This window comes from Formosimonas limnophila (assembly GCF_014652675.1).
Lineage (GTDB): Bacteria > Pseudomonadota > Gammaproteobacteria > Burkholderiales > Burkholderiaceae > Hydromonas > Hydromonas limnophila.
In genome coordinates, this window is record NZ_BMZG01000005.1 from 205,890 (window position 1) to 220,546 (window position 14,657).

Sequence of the window (14,657 nt, forward strand, 5' to 3'; positions counted from 1 at the left end):
AGCTAACCATACCATGATTGATTTCTTCGCCCTGTTGTTTTTCGTGTTTGCCACGGCGCGGCTTTATGTGGGCTATTCTGTCCACCAACCACAGTTTGCAGCGCATCAAAAATCACCGTGGTTTCAGCATAGTCTGTGGCTGATTCCATTGGCACCCGTCTGGTTGTGGAAAGTTGGACCGTATGTTGGTGTTGTACCTGCCGTGTTGGTTGCATTGGCGAGTGTTTGTGTGGTTTGGTGGCGTGCGCACGAGCTGTATCACTATTTCCATGCAAAGGATGAGCCGAAGACGGGTGGGGTGTCGCATTGGTTGTCACGTGTTGAGTGGCTCGCTTATTTGGCAGGTGGTTATGTTTTGCTTCGATTTTGCATGACGTTTTGGTTGCTGTATTGGTTGGGTGATGTGTGAAAACGTGTTTTGCAAATACATCAAAACCCCGTCCTTTTTCTTTCCATATTGGTGGTGTATGCTACAAAACATCAGCAGTGACATGATTGATCCGAAACACCACCATGTGCGATTTCGGTGTTTAGCACTCTAACCAAAAGAGTGCTAAAATAACCTCCTGATGTTTTTGCACCATTCACGGTTTATTTTCCCCAAAAGGGTAGGAAATTGATCATTATGACTAATTACGCTGTTACTCCGTATTCTGCTTCTTATAACCAATTGCTGGCTGTGCCCAGCTTTGGCGATTTGGATGGTTACACGCGTGCGGTCAACGCTGTACCCATGCTCACACCAGAGCAAGAGTATGGCTATGCGATGGCTTATCGCGCCGATCCGAATAATCTGCAAGCCGCACATGCGCTCGTGGTCTCGCATTTGCGCGTGGTGGTATCCATTGCCCGTAAATACACAGGTTATGGCTTGCCGCAGGCTGATTTGATTCAAGAAGGCTCGATTGGGCTCATGAAAGCGGTCAAGCGATTTGACCCTGCGCATGGTGTGCGTTTGGTATCGTTCGCTATGCATTGGATTAAAGCCGAGATTCACGAATATGTGATTAAAAACTGGCGCATGGTCAAAATCGCCACGACCAAGGCGCAACGCAAGTTGTTCTTTAACCTGCGCAGTATGAAAACAGGTGAGCACATGAGCCAAGACGAAGTGCACGACATGGCCCGCGTCCTCAAAGTCAAACCTGAGGAAGTCATCGAGATGGATCAGCGCTTGACAGGGCGTGACATTGCCATCGATGGCGGGATGGATTCGGACGACGATGCGGTGGCGATGGCCCCGATTGCGTATTTGGCCGAGGAGTCGAATGAGCCAACGCAGGTATTGGCGCGTGCGCAAAAAGACATACTTGAGTCTGAAGGCTTGGATGCGGCATTGGCAGTGCTTGACGAGCGTTCGCGCGCGATTGTGGCTGCACGCTGGTTGGCCGACGATGAAGGCAAAGGCCAAACACTTCATGAATTGGCAGCGCAGTTTGGTGTCTCCGCTGAGCGTATTCGTCAAATCGAAACCGCCGCGATGAAAAAAATGCGGCTGTATTTGACTGAACAGTATGCGGCTTAACGCACGGCTGAAATTATATAGAAGAGAAAAAGCGACTGAATCCTCAGTCGCTTTTTTGTTGGCATGTCGATTGCGCCAGCGTCCTTTCCTCAATAGGTGGGTGTGGGGGTGCTGTGGCGCTAATCAATTATCGCGTTAATTCTGAAGCTTTAGGCTGTCGCGAATCTCACGCAGTAGCTCAATTTCCTCAGGGGTGGCGGGTGCCGTTTCTTCTGTTTGCTTCTGAACTTTATTGACCGCCTTGATAATCATGAACACAGCAAATGCCAAAAATACAAAATTAATCACGGTGGTGATGAAGTTGCCATAAGCAAATATTGGCACCCCCGCTTTTGTGAGTGCTTCGTAAGTCATGGTAGTGCCTGCTGGCACGTCACCGAGTGCCACGAATTGGTTTGCGAAGTCTACCTTGCCACCAAACACCGCGCCAATGATGACGCCAACAGCGAGTGAGAGGACAGGGCCTTTGAGGGCAAACTCTTTGAACTCTTTCCACATGCTGTTCCCCTTGAGGTGGGTACAAATGATGGATGACATAATTGAAGCGAGACATCATAACATGCCAATGACGTCTAATTAAAGTCCGACATTGCAACACACACCTTGAGTTTGTTGTGATGTGGTCCTGTACTGTTGCTAAAGTGGCGACATTCGAGTTTCGTTAGCCAAATTACCCTTTAAACAAGCGGGGCTTTGCGATACAATATGCGGGTTTTTATCCATGGTGTCCACACATTTAAGGGCATTTGGGTTCACATTTGTTTGTTAATCATTTGAAAATAGGGGTCGTCATGAGCGATCAAGAAAATAAGCCAATGGACAAAGAACGCCGCAATCTGCTGATTGCGACGGGTGGCGTTGGTGCTTTGGGTGCGGCGGCCTTTGCTGCACCACTGGTGTCAAGTTTCGCACCGTCTGAGAAGGCGAAAGCAGGTGGTGTGCCTGTTGAGGTAGATGTGCCCGCACCTGGTGAGTTAAAAGTCGAGTTTTGGCGCGGTAAGCCCGTGTGGATTTTGCATCGTACCGATGAGATGACCGCATCGTTGGAGAAGGTGAAAGACCAAATGGCTGACCCAGATTCGTTGCAACCATTTTCTATGCCTCTGCCAGAGTATTGCGACAAAACCACGCGAGCGCGTCCAGACCATCCGAATGTCATGGTTATGATCAGTACTTGTACACATCTGGGTTGCATTCCTGAGCCTCGTTTAAAAGCTGGTGCACAACCGTCATTGCCTGATGATTGGGCGGGTGGTTTCTTGTGTCCATGCCATGGTTCGACTTATGACTTGGCGGGTCGCGTCTTTAAAAACAAGCCCGCGCCGCAGAATCTTGACGTCCCACCTTACATGTTCCTCTCTGATACCAAAATCGTCATCGGTAAAGATGAGAAAGGCGAGGCTTAATCATGGCAGAACACCACAATACCGAAAACAGCGCAGGTTTGCTTGGCTGGATTGATTCGCGTTTTCCGCTCTCAAAGATGTACAAAGAGCACATGAGCGAGTACTACGCACCGAAAAACTTTAATTTCTGGTACATCTTCGGTGTCCTTTCGATGGTGGTTTTGGTGATTCAGATTGTCACAGGTATTTTCCTTGTGATGAATTACAAACCAGATGCCTCATTGAACGCGGCAGGCGTGCCTATAGCTTTTGCCAGTGTGGAGTACATCATGCGCGAAGTGCCAGGTGGCAAATACATCCGCTTCATGCATTCAACAGGTGCATCGATGTTCTTTGTCGTGGTTTACTTGCACATGTTCCGTGGTTTGCTCTATGGCTCGTACCGCAAACCCCGCGAGCTGGTATGGATTTTCGGTTGTTTGATTTTCTTGGCTTTGATGGCTGAAGCGTTCATGGGCTATTTGCTGCCTTGGGGGCAAATGTCTTTCTGGGGTGCACAGGTGATTGTGAATCTGTTCTCAACGATCCCACTGATTGGGCCTGATTTGTCTGTGTTTATTCGTGGTGATTACAATGTAGGTGACGCGACGCTCAACCGTTTCTTTGCGCTGCACGTCATCGCGGTACCGTTGGTGTTGCTCGGTTTGGTGGTAGCGCACATCATCGCTTTGCATGAGGTCGGCTCAAATAACCCAGACGGCGTGGACATCAAAAAGTTTAAAAATGACAAAGGCGTGCCGCTTGATGGCATTCCGTTCCATCCATACTACACGGTGCATGATTTGGTGGGTATTGTTGGCTTCATGATTATTTTCTTTGCGGTTATCTTTTTTGCGCCAAACATGGGGGGATACTTCTTGGAGTACAACAACTATCTCCAAGCGAACCCCTCTGCGACACCCGCACATATCGCGCCTGTCTGGTACTTCACGCCGTTTTACACCATGCTGCGTGCCGTGACGGATCAAATGAAATTTTTATTCATTGCGCTGATTTTGCTTGCTGCTGGTATGGCGTATTTCCGCGGCCGCATGCCTGAGAAAACCAAGATCATCTTGGTGGTTGGTGCAGTCGGATTGGCTGGCTTTATGTTCATTACCAAAGCGGCATTTTGGGGTGTGGTGGTCATGGGGGCGGCGATTGTGACTCTGTTCTTCTTGCCTTGGCTGGATCGCTCACCTGTGCGCTCGATGCGCTATCGCCCGAAATGGCACTTTGGTTTGCTGATGTGCTTTGTCGTGAATTTCGTCATCTTGGCTTATTTGGGCGTGAGTCCACCGAGCACTATTGCGGGTTATGTGGCTCAAGTGTGTACTTTATTCTATTTTGGCTATTTGTTCTTAATGCCGTGGTGGTCGTCGATTGGCGAATTCAAAGAGCCACCCGAACGCGTTAACTTCAAGCCACACTAATCACGCACAAGGACACTCAAATGAAAAAATGGATTTATGCGTTTTATGCGCTGATGGCGGTTTTGGTCTCGGCTGTGGCTTATGATCGCTTTGTCGTTGGTACGGGTGGAAGTCATGACCCAGTGCCATTACAAGCGGCTAATGTTGACATGAGTGACAAAGAGTCTTTGCAAAGAGGGGCTAAAGTCTTTCGTGATTATTGCTTGAGCTGCCATGGCTTATCCTCTGTTCGTTATAACCAATTGGTGAAAATTGGCATTTCTGAGGATGACATCAAGCGTCAAATGATCACCAATAACGGCAAAGCCGGCGATTTGATGCAAGTAGCCAGCCGCCGTGAAGATGCTGCCAAGTGGTTTGGCGTGCCGCCACCTGACTTGTCGTTGGTGGCCAGTGCACGTAATCCAGACTGGATTTACACGTATCTCATCAGCTTTTATCGTGACGATGAGCGTCCTACGGGATGGAACAATGCTTTGTTCCCCAATGTGGGCATGCCTCATGCACTTTGGACAGAGGAAGGTATAAAAGTGCCTAAGTTTGTTGAGAAAGAAGAGCACGGTGAGAAAGTTAAAGTAATTGAAGGTTATGACATGCAAAGAGCTGGTCTCTTGGAAAAACCAGAAGACTACCAACGCATGGCGCATGATGTAACCAATTTCTTGACTTGGGCATCCGAGCCTGATCAACTGTCACGCAAATACATTGGCTTTGGCGTACTGGCCTTTTTGTTGATCTTGTTCTTCTTGGCACGACAGCTCAGTAAAAATTACTGGAAAGATATACATTAATCAGTAATTAATAACGAAAAGGCAAGCATGGCTTGCCTTTTTTGTTTGAATCACGCACACTGTCGCATCGACGTTTGACCATGCGGGTCAGGCGCTTTTTACCGCATAAGGAAACACACACCATGATGGTTCTCTACTCGGGCACAACCTGCCCATTTTCACAACGTTGCCGTTTCGTCCTGTTTGAAAAAGGCATGGATTTTGAAGTGCGCGATGTGGATTTGTTTCAAAAACCAGACGACATCATGATGATGAATCCTTATGGTCAATTGCCAATTTTGGTTGACCGTGACCTGATTTTGTACGAATCAAACATCATCAACGAATACATTGATGAGCGTTTTCCCCATCCGCAGCTCATGCCTGCCGATCCAGTCATGCGCGCTCGTGTGCGACTCATGTTGCTCACGTTTGAGCGCGAGTTATTTGTGCATGTACAAACATTAGAAAACGCCTCACGCCACGCTGAGCACGAAGCGGCAGCCAAGCAAATTTCTGACCAACTCACTCAATTAGCGCCAATCTTTGCACACAACAAATTCATGCTCGGTGACGATTTCACCATGCCTGATATTGCCCTCGCGCCACTGCTTTGGCGTCTTGAGCACTATGACATCAATTTGCCAAAATCGGCTGCACCGTTGCTCAAATACGCCGAACGTATTTTTTCGCGTCCAAAATACATTGAAGCACTGACGCCGTCTGAAAAAGTCATGCGCCGTTAAACCAAAATCAACACAGACGCGATTTATCGCGTCTGACTCGTTTAAATAAGAGTACAACATGCCACCAGAACTCAGTCAAAAACCCTATTTCATTCGTGCTTTGTGGGAGTGGTGTAACGATCAAGGCCTCACACCGCAGATTCTCGTGGATATTGATCACAATACGCGAGTGCCATCAGGATTTGATGACGATGGCAAAATTATCCTCGATATCAGCATGGATGCCACTCATGGGCTTGAGATGAGCAACGAATGGGTCAGTTTTCAGGCTCGTTTTGGCACGGTTGCCCAGCAATTGGATATTCCTGTTGCTCGAATTGCTGCGATTTTTGCTGCTGAAACGGGACAAGGCATGGGGTTTGATGTCACTGACTCAGACGATGGTGCATCCTCTGTGAATACGGAAGTGCCGACAAATAGTCCTGATTCAAAATTCGATGATGGCAAACCCAAAGGTAGCCCATTAAAGCTGATTAAATAACCGATTGATAAAAAATCTCAAAAAAGTAAATTTTTTGCATCAGATTACTTGCATTGTCTTATAAAGTTTGTTTATAATACGCGTCTTGCCCGTTTAGCTCATCTGGTAGAGCACCTGACTTGTAATCAGGGGGTGGTGGGTTCAAGTCCTGCAACGGGCACCAAGACAGAAGCGGCTTACAGAGATGTAAGTCGCTTTTTTTAATTTAAAATAATTTTCGTGTAATGTTTATGTAATGTTTTTGGTGGGATGCCATAAGAATAGAATAAAGCTAATAAAAACGTAGCGAGCTAACAAGATGGTAGCATTCAAGCCGATTGAATGAGTTTTGAGTTTTTCCACACCAAACTTGCACCTACAACGCACCAGTTAGCAGCACCGACCAAGTACGGCTAAGGTGGTGTCAGTATGACGTTCTAATATCGTCAGTCGATTGTGGCACTGGTGTTATTTTGTGATGAATTAGCCGACACCTATATAGGTAAACAAATCAAGGTTTCTAATAGCATTAAAACAGCAGCAAAAAAGTGTGCTGTCACTGGCTCGATTGTCAGTGTTGCCCAAGCTTTAGCTTGAACAAATGACATTCGCAGAATTTTCCCACGCTTACAGAGCAGTTATTCTCCTGTTGGTGAGCAAGCAGCACCATAAAAACCTACTTAAAGTCGTGGGGGCATAGCGGGGCAATCAGACACAATCCAAAATACCTAATATACTGGTTTGGTGGCGACTTAAGCAACGCCGACAAACGCGTGTGAAAGTCTCTCTAAATCAAAGTTTTAATGGATGCTCTCATGCACCCATGACAGAAATCGCAAGCACAAACAGTACAATAAAAACTTGTTTAAAACCTTGCTAAAAACGGTGGGGCGAGTGGGTCAAGTGGGGCGATGCCTTACAAAGCCAGTAGGCATAAGGGTCAAGCCTGCCCCACCCACATCAAACATTGCCCCATCTGCCCCACTATCCACGACGGTCATTGATGTGTTGTTGTATGATAATTGGGCGATCTGTTGACCGCTCACCCTTTCTAATCACGTATCGGGATGTGTCGGGTGTATTTCAATTTAGCCTATTGGGTGCGGCGTGATAAATACACGCCAATTTTGTCGTATTTTTACAACAAATTGAAGCTGAGTTTGCTTGTTTTTCAGTCCACTACTCTTTCCCTGAAATAATCAACACTCATCAACATGGTTAAACGCTGTTGAACGGGATATGACCCTAACGGGCCACAAATCGTCTAATAAAAATACCTGAAATACCCCTGAAAGTGCCATTTTTAGCCCACTTTGTAGAACGATCATGACCATGGTCATAAATTTATTTTTGATGGCATGTGGAGCAGCATGGCTTTTTCGGTACAATGGCATTCATTGGTGCTTTACAGTTAAATGGCTTGCAAAATGCACTTATTGAGCAGTCAACACCAATAGAAAAGCCACTTAATCCAAACTTTCTGAGGGCGCGGATTAAATGGCTTGGGTCGCACAGCAAAGTTATTCGTCAAAATAACCGCGCTGGGCTTTAACAAACGGAAAGGGAAGCCGCCTGTTATTGTATGTCCTGCTTTGACACAGAAACATCGCATATAGAGTTGAATACCATTAAATCAATGATAATCAACACACGTCAAGTGTAAAGCAACCCCCGTCCAGTGGCAAGCAAAATTATTTAGCTGATAGCTAAAGCGTTGTCAGTTTTCCACAAAGCGGGTGGCATCTTTAACAAGCGGCTCACTCTTTCAAACATGAAAGAAACACAATGAGCAGCTTAATCAGCATCAACAACCCCATCATTCGTATCAAAGCCGTTAAACAATTGACTGGCGTCGGTTCGTCTACCCTGTATTACCACGTCTCTAAGGGCTTATACCCAAAACCCATCAAACTTGGTGAAAAAATGAGTGGCTGGCTCACCTCTGAGGTCTTAGCCATTCAAGCCGCCCGCGTCGCTGGACAGTCTGATGATGAAATCAAAGCACTGGTACAGCGTCTGTCCATCGAGCGCACACAAGTCACCGTTTGATCGCCCCATCCATCAAAGCCTTACCACAGGTCTGCCAATGCAGCCTGTGGGCTACTTTACCTGTTTGAAACGAGAAAATTCATGAACAAAGAGCGATACGGGATGATTCCCGTCTATAAAAAGGGCGATGCGACAGAAAGAATGCGCCGAAGTCCATGCCAAAAAAGGCGCACAGGGGTATTGCGATTTAACGCCGCAAAAATAATGCCCATAAAAAAAGCAGCCCTCCCGTCAAAGATTGGCTGCTTCCTATTACTGCGTGTTGTGAATCACAGCCAAATTATAATAGAACAACACACACCCTACCCCATCATCATTCCCACGGAGGTGTGCGCATGAGCCATCACCATCAACCCGACAGGGATGTACCCCCCCTATGTGCCTATGAGAATAACGACACGAACGCTATGGTGGGTGACGAGTTGGCGCATTCAGAGCCATACACACACATTGAGCCAACGCAGCAGGTTGAATTGGCCACCCAGCAAGAGACAGAGTCTGTCAATGCCAGTGAAACCGAAACACTCGCCGCCATTGATGCACTTAAATCCGACAGTGCCCAGTACGCCGCCGCTAAAGCCAGTGCCGCTGCACAATGGGGCATCAGTGTTAAGGCCGTCAATGCCAAACTAAAAGCATGGCGCAAAACAGAAAAACGCCCTTATATACCCGAACCCTATCAGCAGGTTGATGGGGTGGCACATGGCTTTGTGGTCAACGACATAGGGGTTTGGTTCAATGCTGATGATGAAGCACTACGTGTATGCAGTCGTTTGGATGTATTGGCATGGACGCGAGACGACAAATCAGAATCGTGGGGGCGTTTGTTGCGTTGGCAAGATGGCGACAAACACCCCCATCATTGGGCGATGCCGATTGAGTTGTCGTATGGCATTGGTGTGGAATTAGCCAAGTCACTATCCATGCAGGGGCTTGAAATCTCACCTGCCCGCAAAGCCCTACAAAAACTTGCAGATTATGTGGTGGGCTGCAAGCCTGCCGCCCGTGCACGTTGTGTCAGTAAAACGGGGTGGTGTCGTGACGTGTACGTATTGCCACAGCAAACCTTGGGTGACAGTGACGACAGGGCGATTTACCAAAGTGCAGACGGCGCAGCCAATCCCTACAGCAGCAAAGGCACGTTGTCTGAGTGGCGCAAACAGGTTGCCGCATTGTGTGTTGGTAACAGCCGTTGTGTGCTGGCCGTGTCCATGGCGTTTGCAGGGGTGTTGTTGCCATTAGCAGGCGTTGAGGGTGGTGGGGTGCATATTGTCGGTTCATCATCCACAGGCAAAAGCACCACCACTAAAGCCGCCGCCTCGGTGTATGGTCAATCGCACGAGGGGGCAGAAAACAAATATTGGCACAGTTGGCGGGCAACCGACAACGGTTTAGAGGGCATCGCATCACTGCACAATCACAGCCTACTCATTCTTGACGAATTGCGCCAAACCCCAGCCAAAACAGTTGGTGAAGCGGTGTACATGCTGGCAAACGGTGAGGGCAAGAACCGTGCCAATCGCAACGGCGCAAGCAAACCCGTCAAATCTTGGCAATTGCTTTATCTGTCGAATGGCGAATTGACACTGGAAGCGCACATGGCAACGGTGGGTATGAGGCCGCATGAGGGGCAAGAAGTCCGTTTTGCGAAAATCGAAGCCAATGCGGGGGCGGGCTTGGGCATTTTTGAGCAATTGAACGGGTACGCTGATGGTGCTGCGCTGTCGGATGCTTTCAAAGCAGCCACCACCCGACAATACGGCACGGCGGGCATTGAGTTTATCAGGTATTGCATTGTTCACTACCACAGCCTGAAAGATGAGCTGCAACACCGCATTAATGGGTTTGTCGATAGAAACATCCCTGCCGATGCCCAAGGGCAAGTACAGCGTGTTGCGCAACGTTTTGGTTTGATTGCCGCAGCAGGTGAATACGCATCACAGTGGGGCATTACAGGTTGGCAGCAAGGAGAGGCCACGCAAGCGGCACAAGTGTGTTTCAAAAACTGGCTGGATAACCGCAGCAGCCATGGCGACAACCAAGAGAAAGAGTCCATGCTTGAAGCGGTGCGCTCGTTCATTCTTCGACACAGTGCCAGCCGTTTCTCATTGGCTGATTCTGCCAAGGATGAAAAGATTCTGAATCAAGCGGGGTGGATCAGACACAGTGGCAAAGTGATGGATTATCTGATTATCCCTGATGTATTCAGACAAGAAGTGTGTGCGGGGTTTGAAGTCAATGCGGTGTGTCGGGCGTTGGATGAGGAGGGACTCATTTACTCAACGATTGAGGACAGTAAAAAGCGTTATTCGGTCAAACAGAGTTTTGGTTCGATGCGGACACGCTTTTATACCATCCCATCAACCATACTGGATAACGCAGCATAACGATTGGGTGGGGCAAATCGATGCCAGTGCGACAGTTTATAAAAGCGGTGGGGCAGATGAAAATCAGGCACAGCAAGGCTTTGGTGGTAGTCGTCCCACTTGCCCCACCCGCCCCACTATTTTTAAGCATGTTTTAAATGCAAATAAATTCACACTTGAATCAAGCCCGCACAACAAACGCTGTCACGGATTCTTGCCAAAGTGTGGTGAGGTCATCAAAATGTACGTGTACGCGTGATGATTCATTCATTTGTGGTGGGTCGGTGAGCTGACAAGTAATAATGCCCGTTGATGTGACCGCCGATTCTCCAATATCACCAGTGACCTTATAAAATGGGTTGTTGGGTGAAGACTTTTTTTACACCGTCATGCGCGTGCGCGAGGTCTCGTCAAATCAAGGGTTTAAAAAACAGCTTCATACACTTTTGTGGCGAGTATTGGTTTTTGGTTGATTGTCAGTATGCTCTAATAACCAAACGGCAGGTCAACACCACATCAGGCTCCCATGTTGTCAGTTGATTGTGCAAGGGGTGGGATTTTGTCTCGAATTATCTGACACCTATACGTACTAAGAAATCAGGCTCCAATCACGTCATTGTGTGACGTGTTTATTTAGGCTTGGTCAAACTGTCAATCGTCAATATCCTCTAAATCATGAGCAAGGCAGCGACGCAGATCTAAGTTGTATTGGCTGTTTGTTGTCGTTCACGCTCCAGTATCAACAGTCGCTCTATAAAGCACCTCAAATATACAGAGTTTAACTATGCTTACAATGCGGTTTATAAAGCGTGACATCCCTTATCAATCAAGCACTTATTAAAAAAGCACATTCAAAACCTATCAAACACCCTCGATTGTCAATGACATACAACCAAAAAAAACAAGCTGACGCGCTCAAACCCTTGTCTATTGGGCATTCTGTAGCGTATTGATGAAATTGGAAACGGCCAAATAAAACCCGATTTTTTGGCGTTATGATACTCAGGCTAAATCAATCAATAGCGATTAACCGAGGAAACACAACATGAATCTTGTATCTACCCAACACACTTTGCCTGCTATCTTGACGACCAACGAGGCCGCTGTCGCTCTCAACCGCAAACCCCAAACATTGCGCAAGTGGGCATGTTTGGGCAATGCGCCCATCACACCCTTGCGCATCAATGGACGGTTGGCATGGCGTGCCAGTGAAGTGTTAGCGTTGCTCAATCCACATCATGTAGTAATAGCCGATTTGGGTGAGTGAGTCAGTCGTTAGCTTGGTTGTGAGGCCGACATCCTGCCGTCCAAACCTGTGTTGCTGATGGCAACTCACTGTGGCATTGTTAAAAGTTGCGAATGATTCGGTTTTGGAAATTTCGGTTGTTTAAAGTCGAATGACTCTATCGGGCGATTTGGCTAATGGGGCACTCGGTGCCCTATTAACATAGGTTGAAACTTAGGCTAGTGTTGTGGTGCAAACGCAATACGAGACTTTTTTCCCACGACACGCGTGTGCGCGAGAAATCCAGACTGGCAGTCTGAATAACCAATCCTTGAGCAAAAATGGCAGAGCTTCCAGCCAAGAGTCAGTCTCAGATTTTGTCAGTCTGACTGCTCGATGGTGGATTTCTGTGCACGCTACACGCGTGTGAGACTTACTGGGTGTGGCTTTGCGGCATCCAGTTTGTCTGAAAACACGTTCATCAGCAAATCAAGTTGGTGGTGGCTTTTAGGGGTTGTGTCCGAAGACCCATGATAGAATCACGGCCATTCAAAGCATGAACCAGAGGGTAATTCATGGCAACACGCAAGCAGTCACCGCTTATATTTCCGATTGTCCGAAAAAGTAAGCGCATCGTTAAAAAGCCCAAACGTCCGCCACCGCATGAATGGACGGATGCAGAGTTGGTACTATTGGGCACAATGCCAGATGTTGCCTTAGCAAAACGCATGGGAATTGGTTACTCGATTGTGCGTCAACAACGGTATCGGTGGGGTATTGCCCCGTTCAAGCCTGTGATTCCGCCTCACGTTTGGACTGACGAGATGATTCTGTTGTTGGGGAAAGTGCCTGATCGTGAGCTTAAAGAGCGATTTGGTATCAGTATTCATTCAGTTAAAACCAAACGAGACAAACTGGGTATTCCACCCCACCGCAACATTAGTCCACCTGTTGTCTGGAAGCCTCACATGGTGGCTTTATTGGGCACAAAAAGTGATGTCACGCTGGGTGCGCTTTGGGGGATTAAAACCATGTTGGTGACCATCAAGCGGCAGAAACTGGGGGTTCCCAGATATAGAAATCGACCTGAGCTGAGAGAAGAGCACATTGCCATGCTGGGCAAATATTCGGACGCGCACATTGCCCGTTTGTTGGGTGGAGACCGTGATGATATTGTGCGCCATAAGCGCGAGGAGCTAGGGATACCCAAATGGCAACCCTCGCCATCGTTCACCCCTCAGATGACGGCACAATTGGGCAAGCAGTCAGATGGCTCGTTATCAAGGCAGTGGGGTGTTGGTCACAACTTGGTGCGCAACAAACGATTGGCTTTGGGCATTCCTACTTATGTTGACGACAACATTGTTCCGTGGACAGACCAGTATATTGCGATGTTGGGCAAATACTCGGATGGTCATATTGCGCGGTTGTTGGGTAAAAAGAGTGCGGAAACGGTCAGGCACAAACGATTACAACTGGGCATTGCCGCTTGCCCTAGGGTGGGTAGCCTCGCAAAGCCCGTTAAAGCATCGCTGAATTCTTAAGATGGGTGGGGTTAAAGAGTGTCTCGATACCAGCGCAGCAGTGTGGCATCATCCGCTGTGGCGATGTACGTGTACAGTTTGTATCGGATGGCTTCAGGCGTGATTTGCTCATCCGTCATGGCCACTTCGTCTGTGAGGAATGCATAGACGGGTACATCCAATGCAACGGCCAAGTCTTCTAAAGTATCCAGTGAGGGTTTGTGCTTGTTGGTTTCAATGCGGCTCATTGACGTCGGTTCAATGCCCAGCCGTTCGGCCAGCATTTCTTGTGTCAACTGTCGCGCCTTGCGAATAAACCGAATTCGCGAACCAAGATTGACGGTGGCTTTTGCCTTGCTCATACCGAAGAGTGCCTAAAACCCTGATTATTGATTCATCCATATTTCTGTAACATAGCGAATTAAGTTCAGTAAATATATAAACTTGACGTAATTTGTTGTATTAAAGCCGTTTGCACGCATAAAAGGCTTGATTTTCTATGTGGTATCTATAACATGACAGGCTCACCGCTTGGTTCTATACATATTTCAAAAAAACTACAAAAATGCTCCTTAATAAGTCCCAGCATTCGCTCAAGCGTATCAGCTTCCATCTTATGAAAGCTGGCTTATTAGCCATGCCGACGGTGATACATGCCCAAACGGATAGGGCACAGCAAATCGAGCAACGCCAACGCGAACAACAAGAGCAACAACGTGCGCAGCAGTTACAGGAGCAAGAGGAAAGGGCGCGAACGAGCACGCCTGTTCAACCAGTCCCTGTTGACCCAAAGCCGACCGCACCAGCTCCGTTGGGTGTTTGCTTTCGTATCCATCAAGTTGAATGGCGCAATGCACAGGGAACGGTGCAACCACCGTGGTATCTCAAACGATTGGCCAACAATGTGATTCGTACCAACCCTAGCGAGCCTGATGGCCGCTCATCTTTGCCTCAAGGTATCTCTGACAAAGGAGCTGCAAATTGTTTGGGTCAGGCCGAGATTGTGGCGTTACAAAAACGTCTGTCCAATGCCCTTATTGAGCAAGGACACATCACCAGTAAAGTGGATTTCCCAGAGCAGAACATTGCCAGTGGCACACTCATGATTGAATGGTATCCTGGTACGGTTGGCAAAGTGAGCTACGAGACTGCAGGCGGCAAGCCAATTGGCAGCG

The 14,657-nt window shown here is 47.9% G+C and carries 14 protein-coding genes and 1 tRNA gene; 13 read left to right on the forward strand and 2 right to left on the reverse strand.

All coding sequences use genetic code 11. The features are described from left to right. The first annotated feature begins 13 nt into the window (after positions 1-13). Both IE082_RS06185 and rpoH read left to right on the forward strand, forming a co-directional pair. Positions 14-409 carry a hypothetical protein gene (locus IE082_RS06185; RefSeq protein WP_189493030.1) on the forward strand — a complete coding sequence of 132 codons (396 nt, stop codon included), beginning with the start codon at positions 14-16 and terminating at the stop codon, positions 407-409. Between the two features lie 216 nt (positions 410-625). Beyond that, entirely contained in the window at positions 626-1,525 is a 900-nt protein-coding gene (rpoH, locus tag IE082_RS06190) for an RNA polymerase sigma factor RpoH (protein WP_189493033.1), read from the forward strand. A 135-nt stretch (positions 1,526-1,660) separates the two neighbouring features. Here rpoH and mscL read toward each other — a convergent pair whose 3' ends face one another. Beyond that, positions 1,661-2,023, reverse strand: a complete 363-nt coding sequence (gene mscL / locus IE082_RS06195; protein ID WP_189493035.1) for a large conductance mechanosensitive channel protein MscL — start codon at positions 2,021-2,023, stop codon at positions 1,661-1,663. A gap of 293 nt (positions 2,024-2,316) precedes the next feature. Here mscL and petA point away from each other — a divergent pair, with 293 nt between their 5' ends. The 10 genes from petA (at position 2,317) to IE082_RS06245 (ending at position 13,503) form a co-directional block, all read left to right on the forward strand. Next, entirely contained in the window at positions 2,317-2,931 is a 615-nt protein-coding gene (gene petA / locus IE082_RS06200) for a ubiquinol-cytochrome c reductase iron-sulfur subunit (RefSeq protein ID WP_189493037.1), read from the forward strand. Between the two features lie 2 nt (positions 2,932-2,933). Then, the gene (locus IE082_RS06205) at positions 2,934-4,343 is read left to right on the forward strand and encodes a cytochrome b (RefSeq protein WP_189493038.1); all 1,410 of its coding nucleotides are present in this window, start codon (positions 2,934-2,936) and stop codon (positions 4,341-4,343) included. Positions 4,344-4,363: 20 nt separating this feature from the next. Beyond that, positions 4,364-5,134 carry a cytochrome c1 gene (locus IE082_RS06210; RefSeq protein WP_189493040.1) on the forward strand — a complete coding sequence of 257 codons (771 nt, stop codon included), beginning with the start codon at positions 4,364-4,366 and terminating at the stop codon, positions 5,132-5,134. Positions 5,135-5,256: 122 nt separating this feature from the next. Next, a complete protein-coding gene (locus IE082_RS06215) occupies positions 5,257-5,859 on the forward strand; it encodes a glutathione S-transferase N-terminal domain-containing protein (protein ID WP_189493042.1) in 603 nt (200 codons plus the stop codon). A 58-nt stretch (positions 5,860-5,917) separates the two neighbouring features. Next, positions 5,918-6,340, forward strand: a complete 423-nt coding sequence (locus IE082_RS06220; protein ID WP_189493044.1) for a ClpXP protease specificity-enhancing factor — start codon at positions 5,918-5,920, stop codon at positions 6,338-6,340. A gap of 87 nt (positions 6,341-6,427) precedes the next feature. Beyond that, positions 6,428-6,503, forward strand: a tRNA-Thr gene (locus IE082_RS06225). A gap of 1,601 nt (positions 6,504-8,104) precedes the next feature. Then, complete coding sequence (locus IE082_RS06230; RefSeq protein ID WP_189493046.1) at positions 8,105-8,368, forward strand: helix-turn-helix transcriptional regulator; 264 nt, start codon at positions 8,105-8,107, stop codon at positions 8,366-8,368. A gap of 335 nt (positions 8,369-8,703) precedes the next feature. Continuing rightward, positions 8,704-10,755, forward strand: a complete 2,052-nt coding sequence (locus IE082_RS06235; RefSeq protein WP_189493048.1) for a DUF927 domain-containing protein — start codon at positions 8,704-8,706, stop codon at positions 10,753-10,755. A 1,024-nt stretch (positions 10,756-11,779) separates the two neighbouring features. After that, complete coding sequence (locus tag IE082_RS06240; RefSeq protein ID WP_189493049.1) at positions 11,780-12,001, forward strand: helix-turn-helix transcriptional regulator; 222 nt, start codon at positions 11,780-11,782, stop codon at positions 11,999-12,001. 533 nt (positions 12,002-12,534) lie between these two features. Then, on the forward strand, positions 12,535-13,503 hold the full coding sequence (locus IE082_RS06245) for a hypothetical protein (RefSeq protein ID WP_189493050.1): 969 nt from the start codon (positions 12,535-12,537) through the stop codon (positions 13,501-13,503). 11 nt (positions 13,504-13,514) lie between these two features. Here the strand turns inward: IE082_RS06245 and IE082_RS06250 are convergent, their stop codons facing one another. Beyond that, positions 13,515-13,844: a helix-turn-helix domain-containing protein gene (locus IE082_RS06250; RefSeq protein WP_189493051.1), complete on the reverse strand. Its 330-nt coding sequence runs from the start codon at positions 13,842-13,844 to the stop codon at positions 13,515-13,517. 254 nt (positions 13,845-14,098) lie between these two features. On the opposite strand from IE082_RS06250, the gene IE082_RS06255 reads away from it, so the two are divergent. Then, positions 14,099-14,657: POTRA domain-containing protein (locus IE082_RS06255; protein ID WP_308429012.1), on the forward strand; the 559-nt coding region annotated here is incomplete at its 3' end.

Bases quoted from the DNA above. Each gene is read 5' to 3' on its own strand.
- IE082_RS06205 (WP_189493038.1), top strand. From the start codon at position 2,934: ATGGCAGAACACCACAATACCGAAAACAGCGCAGGTTTGCTTGGCTGG.
- IE082_RS06250 (WP_189493051.1), bottom strand. From the start codon at position 13,844: ATGAGCAAGGCAAAAGCCACCGTCAATCTTGGTTCGCGAATTCGGTTT.
- IE082_RS06230 (WP_189493046.1), top strand. From the start codon at position 8,105: ATGAGCAGCTTAATCAGCATCAACAACCCCATCATTCGTATCAAAGCC.
- IE082_RS06210 (WP_189493040.1), top strand. From the start codon at position 4,364: ATGAAAAAATGGATTTATGCGTTTTATGCGCTGATGGCGGTTTTGGTC.
- mscL (WP_189493035.1), bottom strand. From the start codon at position 2,023: ATGTGGAAAGAGTTCAAAGAGTTTGCCCTCAAAGGCCCTGTCCTCTCA.
- IE082_RS06240 (WP_189493049.1), top strand. From the start codon at position 11,780: ATGAATCTTGTATCTACCCAACACACTTTGCCTGCTATCTTGACGACC.
- IE082_RS06220 (WP_189493044.1), top strand. From the start codon at position 5,918: ATGCCACCAGAACTCAGTCAAAAACCCTATTTCATTCGTGCTTTGTGG.
- IE082_RS06235 (WP_189493048.1), top strand. From the start codon at position 8,704: ATGAGCCATCACCATCAACCCGACAGGGATGTACCCCCCCTATGTGCC.
- rpoH (WP_189493033.1), top strand. From the start codon at position 626: ATGACTAATTACGCTGTTACTCCGTATTCTGCTTCTTATAACCAATTG.
- IE082_RS06185 (WP_189493030.1), top strand. From the start codon at position 14: ATGATTGATTTCTTCGCCCTGTTGTTTTTCGTGTTTGCCACGGCGCGG.
- IE082_RS06215 (WP_189493042.1), top strand. From the start codon at position 5,257: ATGATGGTTCTCTACTCGGGCACAACCTGCCCATTTTCACAACGTTGC.
- IE082_RS06245 (WP_189493050.1), top strand. From the start codon at position 12,535: ATGGCAACACGCAAGCAGTCACCGCTTATATTTCCGATTGTCCGAAAA.
- petA (WP_189493037.1), top strand. From the start codon at position 2,317: ATGAGCGATCAAGAAAATAAGCCAATGGACAAAGAACGCCGCAATCTG.